The organism is Nitrincola salilacus, from assembly GCF_046271865.1.
Lineage (GTDB): Bacteria > Pseudomonadota > Gammaproteobacteria > Pseudomonadales > Balneatricaceae > Nitrincola > Nitrincola salilacus.
Genome location: NZ_CP176580.1, coordinates 3,677,761 through 3,699,021 on the forward strand (window position 1 = coordinate 3,677,761; position 21,261 = coordinate 3,699,021).

Here is a 21,261-nt window from a genome sequence, read left to right on the forward strand (position 1 = left end):
ATTAAAATTACAAATACTCTACTACGAGCTGCCCTACCCACCTATTTAAAGGTCGACAACATGTGGCAGATAATGTTCAGCCTGCAGTTGCAGCCTACTCATGATCTGCATCAGATCCTTACGCTGCATTCTGACATCCAGCCTGATCTGCCCATCTTCCTCAATCTTTTCACCCACAACAGCACCGCGGGTGTAGAGCTGAGAGCGGAACTGACCTTCTGCTGGCGACAGAGTCAATTCACCTTGAAACAACTCGGTGCTCAGACGCTCACTGACCGCTTGCAACAACAGATCCGTACCCGCACCTGTTACGGCTGATACCCAGACTCGGACGGGCACACCGTCTTCATCACGATCGATTCTGGGCCCAATATCAGGCAGCAAGTCAATCTTGTTATAAACCAGCAACGCAGGCACCTCATCGGCACCTATCTCTGCCAGCACATGATTAACCTGCTCGATATGCCCCTGTCGCTCCTCATCAAAGGAGTCGATCACGTGCAGCAGCAGGGAGGCGTCAGAGGTTTCCTGCAGCGTTGCCCTGAATGCCTCGACCAACTTGTGTGGAAGATGGCGAATAAAACCAACGGTGTCAGCAAAAATAGCCGGACCGACATCATCCAACTCCAACTTACGCAGTGTTGGGTCCAGTGTCGCAAACAATTTGTCTGCTGCATAGACATCTGATGAGGTCAACTCATTGAACAGTGTGGATTTGCCGGCATTGGTATAGCCAACCAGCGAGATGGTCGGCACTTCGGCACGCTGCCTGGCTCGCCGCCCCTGATCGCGTTGTTTGCGCACTTTTTCAAGGCGTTTCTGAATGGCTTTGATACGCGCACGCAGTAATCGTCGGTCGGTTTCCAGCTGAGTTTCACCCGGTCCACGTAGACCAATACCACCCTTCTGACGCTCAAGGTGAGTCCAGCCTCGTACGAGACGTGTCGACATATGCTCAAGCTGCGCCAGTTCGACCTGAAGCTTACCTTCATGCGTTCTGGCGCGCTGTGCAAAGATATCCAGTATCAACCCGGTCCGATCCAGTACACGACACTTAACTTCACGCTCAAGATTGCGCTCCTGCGCAGGTCTGAGGGCATGGTTAAATATCACCAGCTCGGCTTCATGCAGTCGAACAAGCTCCGACAGCTCTTCCACCTTACCTTTACCAAGAAAAAACTTGGCGCTAGGATCCGCCCGCGTTCCCTTAAGAAACACAACAGGGTCTGCGCCCGCTGAAAGAGCCAGCTCTTCAAGCTCTCTCGGATTTTCACTCTCGGCTTCTGATGCCATATCTATATGAACCAGGATCGCACGCTCTCCTGATTCGGGACGTTCAAAGAACAATTAGCGACTCACTCTTCGGGCTTTTCATCAGCTTGCGGTAACTTGACCGGGCGCGATGGAACAACCGTTGAAATTGCATGTTTGTAAACCATCTGACTGACGGTGTTTTTCAGCAGGATAACAAACTGATCAAATGATTCGATCTGCCCCTGCAACTTGATACCGTTAACCAGAAAAATAGAGACCGGAACACGCTCCTTGCGTAGCACGTTAAGATAAGGGTCTTGTAAAGATTGCCCTTTTGACATTGCAAACTCCTTCCCGTAAAAGATATTACATTATTGGTTATGTTAGGGTTTGGGCTGGCTGATCAATAGTGCACGCATCAGCCATTGGCTATGACGAGAGAGCTTGTGTTCGATCACACCAATCTTCAACTATATAACGACTGTTTGGATCAACTTCAAGGCATGGGACAATTTATTATCCCTGCTACACTCAATCCTGTGTACATCTTCCCAGCTGCGTAACCAGGTAATCTGGCGTTTTGCCAGTTGCCGGGTTGCTACTATACCCTTATACCGCATTGCAGTGAAATCAGATCTTCCTTCAAAATAATCCCACATCTGTCGATAGCCAACACATCTAACCGATGGCATCTGCGTTGTAAGATCACCGCGCCGCCATAAAGTTCTCACTTCTGATTCAAAATCCTGCGCGAGCATCTGATCAAAGCGTCGCTCTATCCGCTCATGCAACCAGGCTCTGTCATCAGGCATCAGTGCCAGAGAGAGTATACGATAAGGAAGCGCCTGATGCTGCTGTTCTTCCCAATGGCGGGTCAAAGTCTTGCCGGTAAGGAGATAAACCTCCAGTGCCCGCTGCAATCTCTGTGAGTCATTAGGCTTCAGACGGCCAGCCGCGACCGGATCAACCTCAGCCAATTTTGCATGCATCGCTGGCCATCCCAGCGCTTCTGCTTCCTGCTCAAGCTGGCGGCGCAGATCGGCATCCGCAGCGGGCAGCGATGCCAGCCCCTGCTGCAACGCGTTGAAATACATCATGGTGCCACCCACCAACAGTGGAATCCGCCCAGCGGCAGTGATATCCGCCATTTCCGACAATGCATCGGAGCGGAATTCAGCTGCCGAATAAGCCTCGGCAGGGTCGCGGATATCGATCAGACGGTGCGGATAACGCTTCAATGTCTCAGCATCTGGCTTGGCTGTGCCGATATCCATGCCACGATAGATCATGGCAGAATCTACGCTGATCAATTCCACTGGCAGCCGATCCTGAAGCTGCATCGCCAGATCCGTTTTGCCTGATGCAGTCGGCCCCATCAGAAAAACAGCAGGGGGGCGATTATCCTGAGCCATTCGGTTTACTGCCCCCGCATGAAGAGCTTATCCAGCTCATTCATCCCCAACTGAACCCAGGTCGGGCGCCCGTGGTTACACTGCCCGCTGCGCTCAGTCTGCTCCATATCGCGCAGCAGCGCATTCATTTCAGCCAGACTGAGCTGCCGATTGGCTCTCACCGCACCATGACAGGCCATGGTTCCCAGTAACTCATCGATATGCTGCTCTATACGACGACTTTCACCAAATACAATCATATCGGCCAGTACATCCCGAATCAGCTGAGCCACATCTGCCTTACTCAGAAACACAGGTACCTGACGTACCACCAGGGTTTCATCACCCATGCGCTGCAGCTCAAACCCGAGGCGATGAAAAAGCTCAGGCTGCTGCTCTGCCAGATCCGCCTCACGTGAGCTGACTGCAACACTCAGCGGCACCAGCAGAGGCTGGCTGCGCAGGCGATCTTCGGCAAGGGAAATTTTCATCTTTTCATAGACAATGCGCTCATGTGCCGCATGCATATCGACCAGAACCAGACCCACCTCGTTCTGCGCCAGCACATACACGCCGTGCAATTGTGCTACAGCGAAACCCAGTGGCGGCACCTGCTCCGGGTCACTGGCGCCCATGGTTGTCATCGCTGGCGACAACTGAGATGACATCAGTGATGACGCCTGAGCAGCTCCAGGCGAGACTTCACCACCTGGCACCTCGGGATAGAGTCGACCATAACCACTTATCTGATCACGGACTGCTGATGAGCTCGGAGCACCGCTTTTCTGATAAGGACTCTGATAAGAGTTCTGATATGAGCTCTGATAAAGCGGCATCCTCCGCTGCTCATAGTGATCCTGTGACGAAGCGTGCGCTCCAGGCATTGCCGCCTGCGCACCCGATGCCTGCTCGACACCTTGTGGCTGATGGGCTGCGAGATCATCACCGGGGCGCATATCAGCTATCGCACGATGCAGTGAGCGAAAAATAAAGTCATGCACCAGGCGACTTTCGCGAAAGCGTACTTCATGCTTGGTCGGATGCACGTTGACATCCACCAGCGCAGGATCCAGCGTCAGATAGAGCACAAAAGCCGGATGTCGTCCCTGATAGAGCACATCCTGATAGGCCTGACGGACAGCATGAGTCACCACTTTGTCACGAATAATACGACCATTGACGAAGAAGTATTGCTGATCCGGTTGACTACGCGAATGTGTCGGCTGAGATACCCAGCCGAACAACCGCAGGCCAGAGGCCTCTGCCTGCATATCCAGCACCAGAGCATGCTCGATGAAACTGGATCCCAGCAGCAACGAAAGACGCCTCTCCCGCTCCAGCTCACTGCTGGCTGGTCGCATCTGGTAAATCGCCTTGCCATTGTGTGAGAGCTGAAATCCGACATCGAAGCGACTCAGCGCAAGGCGCCTGACCACCTCTTCAAGATGCCGGTATTCGGTTTTTTCGGTGCGCAGAAATTTGCGTCGGGCAGGCGTGTTGAAAAAAAGATCACGCACTTCAACCGTTGTTCCCTGCCCATGCGGTGCTGGTGTCACTATTGTGGCCATGTCTCGCCCTTCGGCACGCACCTCCCAGCCGGAATCCTGATCTGACGTTTTGGACACCAGTTTGAGGCGTGAAACAGAACTGATACTGGCCAGAGCCTCACCTCTGAAACCAAGGCTGGCAACAGCTTCAAGATCTTCCAGAGCCTGAATTTTTGAGGTGGCATGGCGACTCAGTGCGAGCTCAAGATCTTCACGCGGGATACCGCGACCATCATCGCGAAGCCGTAACAGTTTGATACCCCCCTGCTCGACATCCAGGTCGATGCGTGAAGCACCTGCGTCCAGACTGTTTTCCATCAATTCTTTGACAACTGATGCGGGGCGCTCGACAACTTCACCAGCCGCAATCTGGTTGGCCAGTTGCGGCGACAGTAGTTGAATTTTTGACATGACGCGGGTATTTCCAGTTGCCGACATCAGCTCGCCGGTATTCTCAACACCTGACCGACCCTGATACGGTCGCCAGAGATCTGATTCGCTTCACGCAATGCGCTGAGGCTGACGCCATTCTGAACGGCAATCAAAGACAGTGTATCACCTCGTGAAACACGGTAGGTTCTGCTCGGACCACCTTGTGAACCCCCTTCATACTTGCGCTGAGCAATCCAGGTCCTGTCAGGCGGCTTCTGCCAGAAGTGTGCGGTGATACCTGAAAAAATCGCCACAGCCATACGCTTCTGATAGGCCGCAGTTTTCAGCTGGGCGGCCTCACTCGGATTCGTGATAAATCCGGTTTCAACCAGAATTGACGGAATATCCGGTGATCGAAGCACTGCGAAGCCAGCCATTTCGACATTCTTTTTGTGCATGCGAGCAAACTGGCCGATATTACCGTGAATCTGTGCAGCCACCTGGCGGCTGTCGGTTCGACTGGCCGTCATGGACATATCCAGCAATACACTGGCGAGCACATCATCCTTGTCCTCAAGGCTGACACTACCCACACCACCGATCAGGTCAGCGCTGTTTTCACGACTGGCCAGCCACCGCCCCATTTCACTGCTTGCACCTCTTTCAGACAGCACCCACACAGAGGCACCTCGTGCGGTTGGACTGTGCCAACCATCCGCATGGACAGATACAAACAGATCAGCATTGGACTTGCGTGCCAGGGCTGTTCGATCACGCAAGCTGACATAATAATCGCCATCTCGGATCATCACAGCCTGGTAGCCAGGCTCTGCATCAATCAGTTTTTTGAGCTCGCGCCCGATCGCCAGCACGACATCCTTTTCTCGTAGCTTCCCGGACCCGATAGCGCCAGGGTCTTCACCACCATGCCCGGGATCTATTGCGATGATAATATCGCGAACCTGATCCGGGGCAACATTGGGAGTCACCACACGACTTGGCACATTGGCCGCCTGCCGAGGCTCAAGATCCACCACCAGCCTGTGGCCATACTGATCATTCGGTTTCAGATCAAAACTTTTGGGCCGCACAGACTCACTGAGATCCAGAACGACTCGCACCGTGCCATTGGTCTGACTGTATCGAATACCCTGAACTGGGCTTTTTTCCAGCCCCAGATTATCCAGAGAGGCTTTGAAGGAGGCATTATCAATATCGATGACAATGCGTTCGGGATCACTCAATGTAAACAAACGATGCTCTACAGGGCCCGAAAGATCAAATACCAGACGCGTATTATCAGGTGCCAGCCAGGCTCGCACTGACTGGACATCAGCAGATGCAGACACCAGACTGCTTGCAAACAGCGCAATTAATGTCAATATCCAGTATTTCAGGTTCAGCTTCTGCATCTTTTACTCAGGCTCACTCACTTGCCGACGACTGAATTGTCTAGCTTTTCGGCCAGTTGATGGCCGACTTGAGTACTGGCAGTCCAGTGTATCTCTCGTCCGCTTCCCTTCTCACTTAACGTTATGTCCAGATCCGCTTCCGGCAGAAGTCCTTCGCCTCGTTCAGGCCACTCAACCAGACACAGACTTTTTCCATCAAAATAATCTCTTATGCCGAGAAATTCCAGTTCTTCTGCATCATTAAGACGGTAAAGATCAAAATGATACACCGAGCCATTCGGTAATTCATAGGGTTCAACCAGGGTATAGGTCGGGCTTTTGACTGTACCGACATGCCCCAAAGCACGCAGTATACCTCTGGAAAGTGTGGTTTTACCCATCCCGAGATCGCCATGAAAATAGATCACAGTCCCAGCAGCTGCGGCCTGAGCCAACAATGCACCAAACTCCAGGGTTGCCTGCTCATCCTGTAAAAACAATTTGCCTTCACCCGATTTCATGACACTTCCCATTTAATACCCTTCTTATCATTGCAATCAGATCTGTAGCCAGAAGACCGCGCTCACCATTTTGGGCAGCACAGAGATCGGCAGCCAGTGCATGCGAATGCACACCGATGCGCGCCGCATCAACCGGCTTGAGCCCCTGCGCCAACAGAGCCCCGATCACTCCCGACAGGACATCTCCCATGCCACCACATGCCATGCCCGGATTACCGGCATTACACAGATGGATGACGTCACCATCAAATGTCAGGGTGCCAGCGCCTTTCAGAACAATCGTGCCACCATAACGCTCATGCAGCTCTCTTACAGCGGCAAATCGGTCGTCCTGCACGCTACGCGTATCAGTGCCGAGTAATCTTGCCGCCTCACCCGGATGGGGCGTCAGAATCCAGCCATCGCGAACGCTTGCCATCACCGTGCTATTGTGCAGGAAATGCAGTGCATCCGCATCCAACACCAGAGCCTTTTTACTTGCCAGTGCTTTCTGCATCATCTGCCCGGCCCAGGCACCCTGCCCAAGCCCCGGACCGACGACCAGCACATCGGGTTTTTCCAGCAGGGGTTCGACATCCTGACCTGAGCTGACACCTCGCACCATCAACTCTGGCGCACGCGCCAGCGCAGATGATATATGCTCAGGGCGCGTTGCCAGAGAGGTCAGGCCCGATCCACTGCGCGCAGCTGCCTCTGCAGCCATCAATCCGGCACCTCCCATGCCATACTCTCCACCAACCACCATGACATGCCCATAAAGCCCCTTATGAGCAGAGCGCTGACGTGGCGGCAGCATTTCGGCAACGTCTTCTGCATCGGTACGAAAACCGCTGACCGGTATCGCCTCATAAAGCTCGTCCGGCACCATCAATCCGTCAAACAGCAGTTCGCCACAATAGTCCACTCCCTGATGTGTCAGCAGGCCCTGTTTCAGCCCGATAAATGTCAGTGTCAGACTGGCTTTTATCGCCGCTCCCAGCACACGCCCCGAATCACTGCACAGACCAGAGGGGATATCGACCGCTATGACCGGTCGATTGCACTGGTTAACTCTGGAGATCACCTCACGTACCGGACCGCGCACCTCACCCTGCAGCCCTGTGCCCAGCATGGCATCGATGATGACATCACCGGCAAACTCAATATCACTGCGCCAGGGGTGAGTCACTACGCCGACAGCTTCGGCCCACTGCCAAGCCTGTCGCGCCTCACCCTGCAACTGTTCGGGATAGGGTTCGGCACTGAGCGTCAGCACTTGTACCCTTAGCCCCTGTTGATGCGCCAGACCAGCCACAATCAATCCATCGCCGCCATTATTACCTGCGCCACACAGGACAGTGACAGATCGACAACCCGGCCAGCGCTGCAACATCTCGGCAAAAACGGCATGACCTGCACGCTGCATCAACCTGAAACCCGGGATAGCAAAGCGCTCGATGGCAACACGATCAAGCGCACGACACTGCTCAGCTGTGTATAATGTGGCAGGCAAGCTGCTTCTGTTCTGAACCATGATCAGCCCTAACTCCTTAATTATCCTGATAGTATAATAGAACGCACAGCCAGATGACGCACCCGACCCGGAATGAACTCGACACACTGGCCGAACAGATCAAGATCTGGGCGGCAGAGCTGGGCTTTCAACAATGTGCGATCACTCACACCGACCTGTCGGAGGAGAAGGCTGGCCTTGAGTCCTGGCTGGAACAGGGGATGCATGGCGAGATGGACTATCTCGATCGCAACACGGATCTTCGCCTCGACCCCGCACAGCTGGTCCCCGGCACCCAGCGCATTATCAGTGTCCGCATGGATTATCTGCCACCTGAAGTCGAGACGCTGAAAATCCTGCAACAGCCGGACAAGGCATACGTAGCCCGTTACACTTTGGGTCGCGACTATCACAAACTGATGCGCAAACGTTTGCAGACACTAGGCAAGCTGATCTCTGAGCACTCACCCGCCGAGACCAGCTTTCGCCCCTTTGTCGACAGCGCTCCGGTATTGGAAAGGACACTCGCCCGCAATGCCGGTCTTGGCTGGATCGGCAAACATACACTACTGCTGAACCGTCATGCCGGTTCCTGGTTCTTCCTGGGTGAGCTGTTCATCAATTTACCCCTGCCCATAGACCCTCCGGAACAGAACAGCCACTGCGGACGCTGTACCGCCTGCCTGGATATCTGTCCGACTCAGGCCTTCCCGGCACCTTATGTACTGGATGCCAGACGTTGTATCTCATACCTGACTATTGAACTCAAGGGCAGCATACCCGTTGAGCTGCGGCCGCTGATGGGCAACCGCATATTCGGGTGCGACGACTGCCAGATGGTCTGTCCGTGGAACCGTTTCGCCAAGCGCAGCCCTGAGGATGACTTCAAACCCAGACATCACCTTGATCAGGCAGATCTGCTGAGCCTCTTCAACTGGGATGAGAACACCTTCCTGCAACGCACCGAAGGATCAGCCATTCGCCGAACGGGCCATGAAGGCTGGCAGCGCAATATTGCCGTGGCACTCGGTAACAGTCGCGGTGGCGAACAGGTCAGACAGGCACTGCAACAACGCCTGGCCAGCGCATCACCTCTGGTCAAAGAGCATATCGAATGGGCGTTGGCCGAGCTGGAAAAGTCTGAATAAGCAGGACTCATAGTCAGAATCAGAGTCGGAATTGGAATCAGAGACGGAAGAAGTGGCGGCGGTAATAACGCAGCTCTTCTATCGAATCACGAATATCATCCAGCGCCAGGTGCGTTCCCTTTTTCTTCAAACCACCCATGATTTCTGGCTTCCAACGTTTAGCAAGCTCCTTGATACTGCTGACATCCAGATTGCGATAGTGGAAGAACGCCTCCATCTCCGGCATATAGCGTACCAGAAATCGTCGATCCTGACCGATACTGTTACCGCACATCGGCGAGATACCCTTATCAACATGCTGGCTGATAAAGTCAATCATCAGTTGCTGCGCTTCTGCTTCAGTGGTTTTGCTTTCTCTGACACGCTGCGTGAGGCCTGATTGACCATGCTGGCGGGTACACCACTCATCCATATGGGTCAGGATTGCATCTGATTGATGTACGGTGACGACAGGGCCTTCAGCCAGCGTATTAAGATCGGAATCGGTCACGATCGCAGCCATTTCAATGATACGGTGCTGCTCGGGATCAAGACCCGTCATCTCCAGATCGATCCAAACCAGATTATTTTGACGCGACATGACTCACTCCTGAAGAACAAACTGTTAATTGTAGCCAGATTAGAATACCTTAGCATCATCAACAAATGCACCATCAACAAAGTAAACCGGCAATACTAATTCATGTCAAAGCGTAAACTGACCCGCCGCCAGTCATGGCGTGTAGAAAAGATTCAACAGGAGCGTACCGACCGCGCCACTCGGCTGGATCAGAACATCCAGGAGCAACTGGAAGGTGGTGATCTTGGCCCTGAGCAGAATGGTCTGATCATCTCACATTTCGGCAAGCAGCTGGATGTTGAAGCGCTAGAGGGTGAGTTGAAAGACACGATCGTACGCTGCCATATGCGCACACATCTTGGACAGCTGGTCACAGGTGACAGGGTTGTCTGGCGTGAATCTGCCGAAGGTGGCGGTGTCGTGGTTGCAGTTCACCCACGCAAGAGTCAGTTACAACGCCCCAATAACCGGGGCGAACTCAAACCCGTTGCCGCCAATATAGATCTGATCGTTATTACAATTGCTCCGGAACCACGGGCGCACCTCAACCTCATTGACCGCTATCTGGTAGCTGCCGAGCTGTGTGAGATAGAGCCACTACTGCTATTGAACAAGGTCGATCTGCTGAATGAGGATAACCGCACCTGGCTGGATCCAATGATTGAGCTCTATACTCAACTGGGTTATACCCTGCTGCAGGCATCAACCACCAGCCGTGACGGACTGATACCCTTGCAGCGACGCCTGGATCAACAGATCAGCGTGTTTGTAGGGCAATCCGGTGTCGGCAAGTCATCACTGGTGAACAGTTTGCTGCCGGGTGTTGACCTGCGTGTCGGTGCGCTGTCGGAACAGAGCGGCAAGGGTCGTCATACCACGACGACTGCGCGCCTGTTTCATTTCCCTGAGGGTGGAGATTTGATTGATTCTCCCGGCATCAGAGAGTTTGCACTCTGGCATATAGACCCGGAGGACCTGCTGTATGGCTTCAAAGAGTTCAGGCCCTTTATCGGCCATTGTCGCTTTCGCGACTGCAAGCATGAGCAGGAGCCGGGCTGTGCACTGCTGGGGGCTGTCGAGAGTGGCGCTATCAGCGAACAGCGCTTTGCCAGTTACCGACAGATTCTCCACTCGCTGACCGAAGTACATTGATAGACTGGATCTGATCTGATGAATCGAGCAGAAAGACTGAGAGGTACCGACGCCTGGGTCAGATTTCTGGCCGACAAGCCTCTGCCGGCAAGGAGCAGCTCAGTACTGCGCCTGCAAAAAATACTTGGCGAATCTGAGAACGAAGTCTCGGTGCAACAACTTGCCAGACTCGTTGCCCAGGACCCGGTCATCTGCCTGCATGTCGCGCGCCAGGCACAGGCAATGCATAAAGAGGCCGCACAAAACACGCGTGTCACCGGCATAGATCATGCTGTGCAAACTCTGGGGCTCGACCAGTTGAATCCCCTGCTCGACAGCCTACAGACACTCAGACTGAACCCGCGGAACCCGATTCAGAAGATGTATTTCCGCTCCATCGCCAACAGTATGCATGCATCAGTCCAGGTCTCTGATTGGCTGAGCAATCGAAAAGCCCCTTTTAATGAGGAAGCCAGACTGGCAGCTATGCTCTATGGCTTCACTCACTGGCTGCTATGGCTACATGCGCCACTGCATCAGCGCCTGTTGTTTCAGAAAACAGACCGTGAGGAGATCGACAGTGCTCTGGCCGAGCAGGATGTCTATGGCTGCACACTGCAATCCATTGGACGGCGTATTGCTATTCTCTGGGGCTTGCCCGAGCTCGTGGTCAAAGCACTCGATCACGGCACCTCACCGACCGCCCAGATGCTGCAAAAACTGCACCAACGCGCCATGAAAGACCCTCAGCTTGATACAGAAAAGCACCGCGAGATCAGCCACTTCGTTCAACAACCACTTTTCCCGGTCAAGCTTTGTAACTGGTTGTCACTGACGGTAACGCTTGGCTGGAACTCGAGCAAGGCAGCCCGATTAATCGACATAGTCAGCGATCTGCTCAGACTGGAGGCTGATGATACCCGAGCAAGACTCCATGGCAACTGTGCAGAAGCCGCACGCCAGTATCATGTGCCGGGCACTCTCTCTCCGGCAGCAGAACTTCTGATGTGCGAGACCCTGATCGGCAACACTGATCTTCTCGATATCAGGCAGTGGCAGAACTTCCTGGAGCAATACCCTACTCCCCAAATGCCCGAGAGCATTCTATCAGACAGCCCAACCCCGAGTGCCGTCATTGTCAGCGGACCATCCACCACACCAGGCTCAACGACTGGGATACCAACCGGCAAGGATACTCTGAACAACCCGCAGTTGGTGGAACGTCTGATACAGAGATTCCGTGAGCCTGAACCAGGCAGAAAACCGGGATCAATTCTGCGCGACCTGATGCATGGACTGAATCAAGGTATTGGCCTCAAACGTATCGCTCTGCTGCGAACACACATTGGGCAGCAGCAATTGCGAACGGTTCAGGTGATCGGCTTTGAGGCCGAACATCCGATCCTGCGCTTCGAATATGACCTGTCAGTCCCCAGTCTCTTCAAGCGCCTGTGCAAAGAGCCCGCTTGCATCAGCATCAACCAGCGCACACGCAACCGCTCACTGACCACTTTGCCCGATAGCTTTCGCGCCCTTCTGGCAGGCGACGACTGCCTGCTGATATCCATTTTCATGGCTGGCAAACCCATTGCTATCGTTTATGCCGATCAGGGAGAAAGGGCTGCAGCCATGTCCGATTTTTACTATGATCACTTCCGCAAACTTTGTGCGGCTGCCACAGTGGCTCTGAAATCCGTTGCCGCCCCCTGAACACAACAGGACGTATCGTGAAAAAAACGCTTTTTATTCTGTTTCAACATCTGGTTCCTCAGCATCTCATCTCGCGCCTGGCAGGGCGTGTTGCCGAATGCGAGGCTCCATGGTTCAAAAATCGCTTTATCAAATGGTTCATCAAACGCTATCGCGTCAACATGTCGGAGGCGCTACTCGAGAAAGCCGAAGACTACACCTGCTTCAATGCTTTTTTTACCCGCAGCCTCAAGCCCGGCATCCGCCCTCTTGATCCAGACGCCCTCAGCATTATTTCACCGGCAGACGGCGCCATCAGCCAGCTTGGTAATATTGAGCATGGCCGCATTTTCCAGGCCAAGGGGCGCAGCTATGGACTGACAACCTTACTCGGCGGCTGTGAAGATCGGGCAGCCCCCTTCACCAACGGCAGCTTTGCGACTGTTTATCTATCGCCTCGCGACTACCATCGTGTGCACATGCCGCTGACCGGCACACTGAGAGAGAGCATTTACGTCCCCGGCGACCTCTACTCGGTCAATCAGACAACGGCCGAGGAGGTCGAAAACCTGTTTGCGCGAAACGAACGCCTGGTCGCCATCTTTGATACCGAGCACGGCCCTATGGCCATGGTGATGGTCGGCGCCATGATTGTTGCCGGTATCGAAACCGTCTGGCAGGGACCGGTCGCGCCACTACCGCGCAAACCACTGGTGCTGGATAACTTCACTGATCGACAGAAGCCGGTCACGCTTGAAAAAGGCGAAGAGATGGGACGCTTCCATCTCGGATCGACCGTTGTACTGCTGTTCGGAGCCGATGCGATCAACTGGGATAAGCATCTGACTGCGGGCTCTCCCCTCCAGCTGGGCCAGTCAATCGCCCGGTGCACTACGGATAACTTGCGGAGTTCATTATGATTGTTCAGTGGCTGAAGCAACTGCATGCACAGGATATCGAAACAGGTACTGATCATATGTCGGTAGAATCCGTACCAGCATCTGATAACCCGAATCGATACTTTCCGTTGCTGCATCAGAGCATCATCAGCGTGAGCGGGCCGGATGCCGGTAAGTTTCTACAGGGCCAGCTAAGCTGTGATCTGAAGCAGGTGGATGCTATAGGCTCTCGTCTGGGGGCACACTGCAATATCAAAGGCCACATGATCAGCCTTTATCGTGTGATCCATGCAGATCCTGATACCTACTGGCTGAGAACCGACCGCGGCCTGACAGAATCATCTCTGAATGCCCTGAAACGATATATCATCTTTTCCAAGGCAGAAGCGAAAGACTGTAGCGAAACATTCGCAGGTGTGGGCATTGCAGGCCCTGATGCGAAAGCCATCATCAGTGGATTGATTGAGCTGAATGCAGATGAACCAGATAGCGTCAGCAGGATGAACAACACGCTGGCGGTGAACCTGCCCGGCAGCCGTTTTGAAATCTGGTTCCCGACTGAGGAGAGCGAAGCTGTTCTGAAGCACTTGTCTGCAAAAGCGGCAGCAGGTAGCACCAATGACTGGGTACTCAGTGAGATTCAGGCCGGCATACCGGACCTGAGACCCGAGACCCGAGAAGGATTTATTCCTCAGATGACTAATCTGCAGGTGTTTGAAGGCGTGAGTTTCACAAAAGGTTGCTACACCGGCCAGGAAATAGTTACTCGCCTGCAACACCGAGGGCAGCTTAAGCGCCCGATGTACCGCGCACGCGTAATCAGTAAAGATGTTCCGCAACCAGGTATGATCATCCATGCTGCTACTCGTGATAATCAGGGACAGGTACTGCTCAGTGCTGCAACAGGCACTCCTGATGAGTACGAATTACTGGCCGTGATGGTCAAGGATCGAGTCGAACAGGAGCAAATGCAGCTGGACACTCCTGCAAGACCGACACTTGAAATACTTGACCTGCCTTACCAGTTGGACAAACGACTCTTTGAAAGCAAAAGGTAAGTTAGACCAAAAACTGACGAAAAGTTCACCAGAAAAAGGATGACAGGCATTTCATAAAAGCTATACTGTCGAAAACGGACCAAAAAAAGGATTCTGACCATGCTGCGCCAGCTTTGTATCATCGGAGTGAGTGCTGCTTTTCTCAGCGGCTGCTTCAATCTTCACCAGTCGCAGGCACCCATTGCCAAAACCTACCCCATATCGCACCAACAGAAAATGCAGGCAGCACATCATTGGGATGTTCTCGCCGAGCACCAGGCACAGCTGTTGATGGAATCCGATTTCCTGTCCGGCAAAGCCTTTTATATTCATCACGAAAGTAACGCCAGTCCCTTTTCTCAAGGCTTTGACTCGCTGCTAACCAGCCAATTGGTAAATTCTGGCGCCCATGTCAGAACCGAACCGATGAATACCGCACTTATCAACTACAAGGTTCAGGTAGTACGACACAAGGATCGCGGTTATATCCGCGCACCCGAAGGTGCCTGGACAGCCCTGACTGCCAGCGTTGGCTTCGCAGCCATGGCCTACAACACCTGGAGCGAACCAGCCCTTGCCCTGATCCCCTTTGCAGCAGCCGCAGACCTGTGGAGCGGAGACTGGACCAGCGAAACCAGCTCAGAGGTGATCATCACCACTCAGGTGACAGAGCACGGCAGAGTGCTCTACTCGGCATCGAATATCTACTACATCAACCCAGGGGACAGTGACCACTACCAGGCTCGACGGAGTGTCACCAAAGCAGTTCCTGTGACCGGCACCTGGTAAGGAGACCCTGATGAAACCTATTTCGCTTTCAAAGCAGACCTATGCAATATCACTGCTGATCATGCTGGTGCTGCTCCTGACAGGCTGTGCCAATAACTCGACAGCAAACCGGGCACAGGATGTAGATGTTGACATCCAGGCCGTCATTCAACAGGCTGCCAGCGATCTGCTGAAAAGCACCTCGGGCCTGGCTCCGGGCAAACCGTTGATCGCAGCCACATTTGTCAATGTCGACAACCTGCAGCAGACCTCGACTCTCGGCCGCATGCTGTCTGAAACCTTCTCCTCATCACTGACACGCGGTGGTCAGACAGTAATCGAAGTGAAAATGCGCGACAGCCTGTTCATTCAGGAACGCACCGGTGAACTGATTCTGTCTCGAGAGGTTCGCAGTCTGTCTGCATCTCATGATTCACAGGCGGTGTTGCTGGGAACCTATGCCCAGGGCGGCACACATGTTTATGTGAACGTTCGCATCGTGCGCACTACCGACAATGTGATACTGGGATCGAAAGATCTTCGCTTGCCACTGAATCGAGATATCCGCGCCATGCTGCCAACACAGGGTTCGCGCTAGCCAAGAAGCGCTGGAGAGCACTTGAAAGCTGAAGCCGGGCCACGACCTCATGTCGGGCCCGGTCACTTATCCAGGCAGTTTATCCAAGCTGCTGATTCCGAAATTTATTCAGGCACTTATTAGACCGAAACTGGCAATTGCCAGTTGATCTCACTACGCCCTTGCGCTTTCAGATAATTATTTGCCTGGCTGAAATGGCCACAACCGAGAAATCCGCGATGTGCGGACAGAGGTGAGGGGTGAGGGGCCTTTAATACCAAGTGACGGCCAGTATCAATAAAAGCACCCTTTTTCTGTGCGTAGCTTCCCCAGAGCATGAACACCACTGATTCACAGCGCTCATTCACCAGGTGAATAATGCGATCTGTGAACTGCTCCCAACCCTTCCCCTGATGAGCATTGGCATTGCTCTGCTCCACCGTGAGAACAGCATTCAATAGCAGCACACCCTGCTGCGCCCAGGATTCAAGATAACCATGAGATGGCGGCTGAATACTCAGATCCGCCTGCAGCTCCTTGTAGATATTGATCAGCGAGGGCGGGATGCGTACACCCGGGCGAACAGAGAAGCACAAACCATGTGCTTGCCCAGGCTGGTGATAAGGATCCTGCCCCAGAATCACCACCCGCACATCAGATAGAGGGGTAGCTTCCAGCGCATGAAACCACTCGCCGGATGGAGGGAAGATCACCTTATGCTGATCCTTCTCCTGGCGCAGAAAGGTTTTCAACGCCAGCATATAGGGTTGAGAAAACTCCCCTTCCAGCTCTGCTTTCCAGCTCGGTGCTGCCTCCAAGGCCATACGCCCTCCTATCGTCTGCTCTGATTTGCCTTACTGTTGCTGACGCGGGCGCATCGCAGGGAAGAGAATGACATCACGAATCGAGGGAGAGTCGGTGAACAGCATCACCAGACGGTCAATCCCGATACCCTCACCTGCTGTCGGTGGCAAACCGTACTCCAGTGCATTGATGTAGTCGGCATCATAGTGCATCGCCTCATCATCACCCGCTTCCATCTCGGCTACCTGCTTGCGGAAGCGCTCGGCCTGATCTTCGGCATCATTCAACTCCGAGAAGCCGTTGGCCAGCTCACGACCACCGACAAAGAATTCGAAGCGATCGGTTACCATCGGGTTATGATCACTGCGGCGTGCCAGCGGGCTGACTTCAGTCGGGTACTCGGTGATGAAGGTCGGCTGATCCAGACGGTGCTCCACGGTTTTTTCGAAAATCTCGATGTGAACCTTGCCCAGACCCCAGATATCCTTGATATCGATATCCATGCGTTCGGCAATCTGACGCGCCGCATGCAGATCGGCCAGAGCCTCTGCCGTGATATCCGGATTGAAGTGTAGAATGGAGTCAAACACCGACATGCGACGGAAAGGCTTGCCGAGATCATACTCAAAGCGCTCCAGCACCTCGCCCTCTTCATTGCGCACGGTATTCACCAGCGTGGTGGTACCCAGAATATTCTGAGCCAGTGTGCGCAGCATATCTTCGGTCAGGTCCATCAGATCATGATAATCCGCATAGGCCTGATAGAACTCGATCATCGTGAACTCGGGGTTATGACGCGTCGACAGCCCTTCGTTACGGAAGTTACGGTTGATCTCGAAAACTCGCTCAAAACCGCCCACCACCAGGCGCTTGAGAAAAAGCTCCGGCGCGATACGTAGATACATGCCCAGATCCAGCGCATTATGATGCGTGGTAAAAGGACGTGCTGAAGCACCACCGGGGATGGAGTGCAGCATCGGCGTTTCTGCTTCGACAAAGCGTCTGTCTGACAGGTACTGCCTGATACCGGCAACGATGCGTGAACGCACTTCAAAGACACGACGCGACTGCTCATTGGTGATCAGGTCGACATAGCGCTGACGATAGCGCATCTCGGTATCCTGCAGGCCCTTGTGCTTGTCGGGCAGGGGACGCAGGCTTTTGGTCAACAGCTGAGTCTCAGCCATATCGACATAGAGATCACCCTTGCCGGACTTATGCAACTGACCACGAATACCGACGATATCGCCCAGATCCATTGCCTTGGCGAAAGCTCGTGCTTCTTTGTTGACGTAGAGCTGGATTCGCCCTGTCATATCCTGTAGTACCGCAAAGGCACCGCGATTGAGCATCACTCGACCCGCAACCGCAACGATGATACCAGCCTCCTCAAGCTCCTCCTTGGTCTTGTCGCCGTACTCCTGCTGCAGATCCTCTGCATAGCTGTCGCGACGGAAGTTACTGGGGAAGGCATTACCCTGTTCACGCAGAGCCTGGAGCTTTTCACGACGCTCTGCTATGAGACGGTTTTCATCCTGCGGCTGAGTTGTATCAGTCATTTAAATAGTTACCCTGTTCGATCAAATTCGGAAAATTACAGACCTGCTTTCAGACTGGCGACGATAAACTGATCCAGTTCGCCATCCAGCACGCGGTCACAATTAGAGGTCTGGACATGGGTGCGCAGATCTTTGATGCGCTGATCATCCAGCACATAGGAACGGATCTGACTGCCCCAGCCGATATCGGATTTGGAATCTTCCAGCTCCTGCGCTACAGCCTGACGTTTCAGCATCTCCATCTCATACAGTTTTGCCCGCAACTGCTTCATACAGGTATCACGGTTCTGATGCTGCGAACGCGCCGACTGGCTCTGCACCACGATACCGCTCGGCTCATGCGTGATACGCACGGCAGATTCGGTTCGGTTGACGTGCTGACCACCGGCACCTGATGCACGATAAACATCCACGCGCAGATCCGCCGGATTGATCTCTATCTCGACATTGTCATCAATTTCGGGAGAAACAAAGACCGACGCAAAGGAGGTGTGACGCCGACCGCCGGAATCAAACGGAGATTTACGCACCAGACGATGCACACCTATCTCGGTGCGCAGCCAACCGAAGGCATATTCCCCTTCGAAACGGATCGTGGCACTCTTGATTCCGGCAACCTCACCGTCTGACACTTCTATCAGCTCGGTTTTGAAGCCCTTGTCTTCTCCCCAGCGCAGATACATGCGCAACATCATGTTCGCCCAGTCCTGGGCTTCGGTACCGCCTGAGCCCGCCTGGATATCGACATAGGCATTGTTGGCATCAGCTTCACCGGAGAACATGCGGCGGAATTCAAGGTTTTCGAGTTTGGCACCCAGCGCTTCAACTTCCGCTTCAACCTCGGTCACGGTATCGGCATCATCTTCTTCAACGGCCAGATCAAGCAGCTCGCGCGCCTCTTCTATGCCCGTGCTGAGTTCGTCCAGCGTGGACACAGTGGACTCAAGAGAATTACGCTCACGACCCAATTGCTGGGCATTTTCAGGGTTGTTCCAGACTGTCGGATCTTCAAGCTCTCGCTCAACCTCTTCAAGTCGCTCTTTTTTACCGTCATAATCCATGTACTGACGCAGAGTGCGCGTCCGCTCGGCAAAATCTTTCAGGCTGTTCAGAATCGGGTTAATTTCCATGTTGGGACTTCGGAGCTCATTGTTCGGAAAAAGTACGCCATTCTACCCGAATTACGCAGAAGTTTGAATGAGCGGTTTGAATGTGAGGTTTGAATTTTTAGCCTGCCGAAGTATCAGAAATTATCCAGAATATGTTCAGCGCACAAAACCGGAAAAGGAACCCTGATTGATGCATGACAGGACACGATCGACTGTAGCTCAAACAACAGAAACCCAAACAACTGAAACCCGAACATCTGATGCTAAACAGCGTGTAACCCCCGTATGGGATCTGTTCATCAGAGTATTTCACTGGCTACTGGTAGCCGCTCTCGGCACCGCCTGGTGGACAGGCAATCAGGGAGACTTCGACCTGATGGAGTGGCACATGATTGCGGGTTACACGGTACTGGGACTGGTGCTTTTCCGTGTTATCTGGGGCGTAATCGGTAGTTACCACACCCGCTTCAATCACTTTTACCACGACCCTGTATCAACCCTGTCCTACCTGCGCCTGCTCTTGAGGAACCGCGCACCGACTTACACGGGACACAACCCTCTGGGCAGTTGGATGGTCTATCTGCTGTTGCTGCTTTGCGTGACGCAGGCGGGATTGGGCCTGTTTTCCAGCGATGATATTTTCATCGAAGGCCCACTGGCACGCGCGGTCGACAGCGAGACTGTCAGACTGATGACCTACTGGCACAAAACGCTGGTTGACTATTTCCTGATCACCGTCGGACTGCACCTGCTGGGAGTGGCCTATCATCAGTTCATCAAAGGTGAACCCCTGATCCAGGCGATGTTCCATGGCAAGAAGCCTGCTGCTGAAGATACACCGCGTTACCCTTACGCCCCCATCTGGCTGGGCTTGATGACCGCCAGCCTGTCAGCAGCGATCATCTGGTACGCGATCAATCGACTGCTGTGATGCTCAGCGACGCTCTCGGAACTCATCATGACAGGATTTGCAGGCCTGTCCGAGTTCGGCAAATGCCGGACGGATATTACCCCGCAAATCGCCGCTGGTGGATGCAATTACAAGTGCCTGAGACTGCTCATTCAGAGTACTCATCTTCTCTTCGAACTCGCCCCAGCGCTCCCAGATTTCAGAACGTGCGCCGGTAGTGCCGGCATGCGCGCCCATATCTGAGCCGGGCACAAACCCTTCAAGCAGCATCCCGCTCAAGGCATGTACGTTCTGGGCATGTCGTGTCAGACTGATAGCATCATACTCGATATCACCTTTCACCATTGCCGCCATCGGGTCCATATGCCATTTGATCGCCTTGTACACAGATTGACGATACTCAATGGCATCCTCTGCATCCCGAGCGTCGGCAACCGCCGGAAACGCAACGGCGGTCAACACTGCCAGCAATCCGAGATTCAGTATTTTACACATATGCTTATCCTGTTGTTTTGCCCTGATATTGATATTTGCATGACACCTCACCCAGATGCTCACTTCTCACTCAGCCACCCTGCTGCAGGTCAAATGCCTGGCACACCTGAGGGAGCCACAGATCAAGACGCTCCTCAGTGACGCCATGCTGCCCATCTTCATCAAGTGCCAGACCGACAAAATATTGTTCATCATCAGTCAAGGCTCTGGATGCTTCAAAGCTGTAGCCATCGACCGGCCAGGGGACTACCAGAGTGGCACCGATTGATGTCAGTAACTGATGCAACTCTCCCATCGCATCCTGAAACCATTCACCGTAACCCATCTGATCACCCAGACCAAATAGCGCAACACGCTTGCCAACAAAGTCCTGCTCAGCAATCGCCTGCCAGCACTCTTGCCAGTCCTCCTGCAGCTCACCGTAATCCCAGGTAGGAATCCCCATGATCATTAAGCTGTATTGCTGCATCGCTGCAACCCCTTCAACCGCAATGTCATGAAGTTGAACTAGGGACTCAAGACGCTCTGCAATCAACTGTGCAACATCTTCTGTATTTCCCGTTGTACTGGCATAGAAAAGCCCTATCTGCTTCGCGTTTGTCACAAGT

The 21,261-nt window shown here is 53.6% G+C and carries 21 protein-coding genes; 8 read left to right on the plus strand and 13 right to left on the minus strand.

Features of this window, described 5'->3' with window-relative positions:
* Positions 1-45: 45 nt before the first annotated feature.
* The 7 genes from hflX to ACK3CJ_RS17015 form a co-directional block, all read right to left on the minus strand.
* Complete coding sequence (hflX, locus tag ACK3CJ_RS16985; RefSeq protein WP_409523400.1) at positions 46-1,347, minus strand: ribosome rescue GTPase HflX; 1,302 nt, start codon at positions 1,345-1,347, stop codon at positions 46-48.
* Positions 1,348-1,355: 8 nt separating this feature from the next.
* Positions 1,356-1,595 (minus strand): RNA chaperone Hfq, encoded by a 240-nt coding sequence (gene hfq, locus ACK3CJ_RS16990; RefSeq protein ID WP_151702873.1) that lies wholly within the window; start codon positions 1,593-1,595, stop codon positions 1,356-1,358.
* 129 nt (positions 1,596-1,724) lie between these two features.
* Entirely contained in the window at positions 1,725-2,666 is a 942-nt protein-coding gene (gene miaA, locus ACK3CJ_RS16995; protein WP_409523401.1) for a tRNA (adenosine(37)-N6)-dimethylallyltransferase MiaA, read from the minus strand.
* 5 nt (positions 2,667-2,671) lie between these two features.
* The gene (mutL, locus tag ACK3CJ_RS17000; protein ID WP_409523402.1) at positions 2,672-4,603 is read right to left on the minus strand and encodes a DNA mismatch repair endonuclease MutL; all 1,932 of its coding nucleotides are present in this window, start codon (positions 4,601-4,603) and stop codon (positions 2,672-2,674) included.
* 26 nt (positions 4,604-4,629) lie between these two features.
* The gene (locus tag ACK3CJ_RS17005; protein ID WP_409523403.1) at positions 4,630-5,976 is read right to left on the minus strand and encodes an N-acetylmuramoyl-L-alanine amidase; all 1,347 of its coding nucleotides are present in this window, start codon (positions 5,974-5,976) and stop codon (positions 4,630-4,632) included.
* Positions 5,977-5,993: 17 nt separating this feature from the next.
* Positions 5,994-6,476 carry a tRNA (adenosine(37)-N6)-threonylcarbamoyltransferase complex ATPase subunit type 1 TsaE gene (tsaE, locus tag ACK3CJ_RS17010; RefSeq protein WP_409523404.1) on the minus strand — a complete coding sequence of 161 codons (483 nt, stop codon included), beginning with the start codon at positions 6,474-6,476 and terminating at the stop codon, positions 5,994-5,996.
* Positions 6,463-7,989 (minus strand): NAD(P)H-hydrate dehydratase, encoded by a 1,527-nt coding sequence (locus ACK3CJ_RS17015; RefSeq protein WP_409523405.1) that lies wholly within the window; start codon positions 7,987-7,989, stop codon positions 6,463-6,465. Before ACK3CJ_RS17015 ends, tsaE begins: the two co-directional genes overlap by 14 nt.
* A gap of 53 nt (positions 7,990-8,042) precedes the next feature.
* Between ACK3CJ_RS17015 and queG the strand changes: the two genes are divergently transcribed.
* Positions 8,043-9,116 (plus strand): tRNA epoxyqueuosine(34) reductase QueG, encoded by a 1,074-nt coding sequence (gene queG, locus ACK3CJ_RS17020; RefSeq protein ID WP_409523406.1) that lies wholly within the window; start codon positions 8,043-8,045, stop codon positions 9,114-9,116.
* A 37-nt stretch (positions 9,117-9,153) separates the two neighbouring features.
* Here the strand turns inward: queG and orn are convergent, their stop codons facing one another.
* A complete protein-coding gene (gene orn, locus ACK3CJ_RS17025; RefSeq protein ID WP_409523407.1) occupies positions 9,154-9,696 on the minus strand; it encodes an oligoribonuclease in 543 nt (180 codons plus the stop codon).
* 102 nt (positions 9,697-9,798) lie between these two features.
* Between orn and rsgA the strand changes: the two genes are divergently transcribed.
* The 6 genes from rsgA to ACK3CJ_RS17055 all read left to right on the plus strand — a co-directional run bounded on the left by rsgA (position 9,799) and on the right by ACK3CJ_RS17055 (position 15,797).
* Positions 9,799-10,827, plus strand: coding sequence for a small ribosomal subunit biogenesis GTPase RsgA (gene rsgA / locus ACK3CJ_RS17030; RefSeq protein ID WP_409523408.1), 1,029 nt, complete (start codon positions 9,799-9,801; stop codon positions 10,825-10,827).
* Positions 10,828-10,845: 18 nt separating this feature from the next.
* On the plus strand, positions 10,846-12,516 hold the full coding sequence (locus ACK3CJ_RS17035; protein WP_409523409.1) for an HDOD domain-containing protein: 1,671 nt from the start codon (positions 10,846-10,848) through the stop codon (positions 12,514-12,516).
* 17 nt (positions 12,517-12,533) lie between these two features.
* Positions 12,534-13,415: an archaetidylserine decarboxylase gene (asd, locus tag ACK3CJ_RS17040; protein ID WP_409523410.1), complete on the plus strand. Its 882-nt coding sequence runs from the start codon at positions 12,534-12,536 to the stop codon at positions 13,413-13,415.
* Positions 13,412-14,452: a YgfZ/GcvT domain-containing protein gene (locus ACK3CJ_RS17045; RefSeq protein WP_409523411.1), complete on the plus strand. Its 1,041-nt coding sequence runs from the start codon at positions 13,412-13,414 to the stop codon at positions 14,450-14,452. The genes asd and ACK3CJ_RS17045 overlap by 4 nt, the downstream gene beginning before the upstream one ends.
* A gap of 99 nt (positions 14,453-14,551) precedes the next feature.
* A complete protein-coding gene (locus ACK3CJ_RS17050; RefSeq protein WP_409523412.1) occupies positions 14,552-15,220 on the plus strand; it encodes a hypothetical protein in 669 nt (222 codons plus the stop codon).
* 10 nt (positions 15,221-15,230) lie between these two features.
* Positions 15,231-15,797 (plus strand): FlgO family outer membrane protein, encoded by a 567-nt coding sequence (locus tag ACK3CJ_RS17055; protein ID WP_409523413.1) that lies wholly within the window; start codon positions 15,231-15,233, stop codon positions 15,795-15,797.
* A gap of 119 nt (positions 15,798-15,916) precedes the next feature.
* Here the strand turns inward: ACK3CJ_RS17055 and ung are convergent, their stop codons facing one another.
* From ung to prfB, 3 genes are read right to left on the minus strand one after another with little or no spacing between them, the layout of a single operon-like run.
* The gene (gene ung / locus ACK3CJ_RS17060; protein ID WP_409523414.1) at positions 15,917-16,600 is read right to left on the minus strand and encodes a uracil-DNA glycosylase; all 684 of its coding nucleotides are present in this window, start codon (positions 16,598-16,600) and stop codon (positions 15,917-15,919) included.
* 30 nt (positions 16,601-16,630) lie between these two features.
* Complete coding sequence (gene lysS, locus ACK3CJ_RS17065) at positions 16,631-18,139, minus strand: lysine--tRNA ligase (RefSeq protein ID WP_409523416.1); 1,509 nt, start codon at positions 18,137-18,139, stop codon at positions 16,631-16,633.
* 35 nt (positions 18,140-18,174) lie between these two features.
* A complete protein-coding gene (prfB, locus tag ACK3CJ_RS17070) occupies positions 18,175-19,269 on the minus strand; it encodes a peptide chain release factor 2 (protein ID WP_409523417.1) in 1,095 nt (364 codons plus the stop codon).
* A 169-nt stretch (positions 19,270-19,438) separates the two neighbouring features.
* Here prfB and ACK3CJ_RS17075 point away from each other — a divergent pair, with 169 nt between their 5' ends.
* The gene (locus tag ACK3CJ_RS17075; RefSeq protein ID WP_409523418.1) at positions 19,439-20,179 is read left to right on the plus strand and encodes a cytochrome b/b6 domain-containing protein; all 741 of its coding nucleotides are present in this window, start codon (positions 19,439-19,441) and stop codon (positions 20,177-20,179) included.
* Positions 20,180-20,182: 3 nt separating this feature from the next.
* On the opposite strand, the gene ACK3CJ_RS17080 is transcribed toward ACK3CJ_RS17075, so the two are convergent.
* Entirely contained in the window at positions 20,183-20,653 is a 471-nt protein-coding gene (locus tag ACK3CJ_RS17080; protein WP_409523419.1) for a c-type cytochrome, read from the minus strand.
* A 70-nt stretch (positions 20,654-20,723) separates the two neighbouring features.
* Positions 20,724-21,257 carry a flavodoxin gene (locus tag ACK3CJ_RS17085; RefSeq protein WP_409523420.1) on the minus strand — a complete coding sequence of 178 codons (534 nt, stop codon included), beginning with the start codon at positions 21,255-21,257 and terminating at the stop codon, positions 20,724-20,726.
* Between the last annotated feature and the right edge of the window lie 4 nt (positions 21,258-21,261).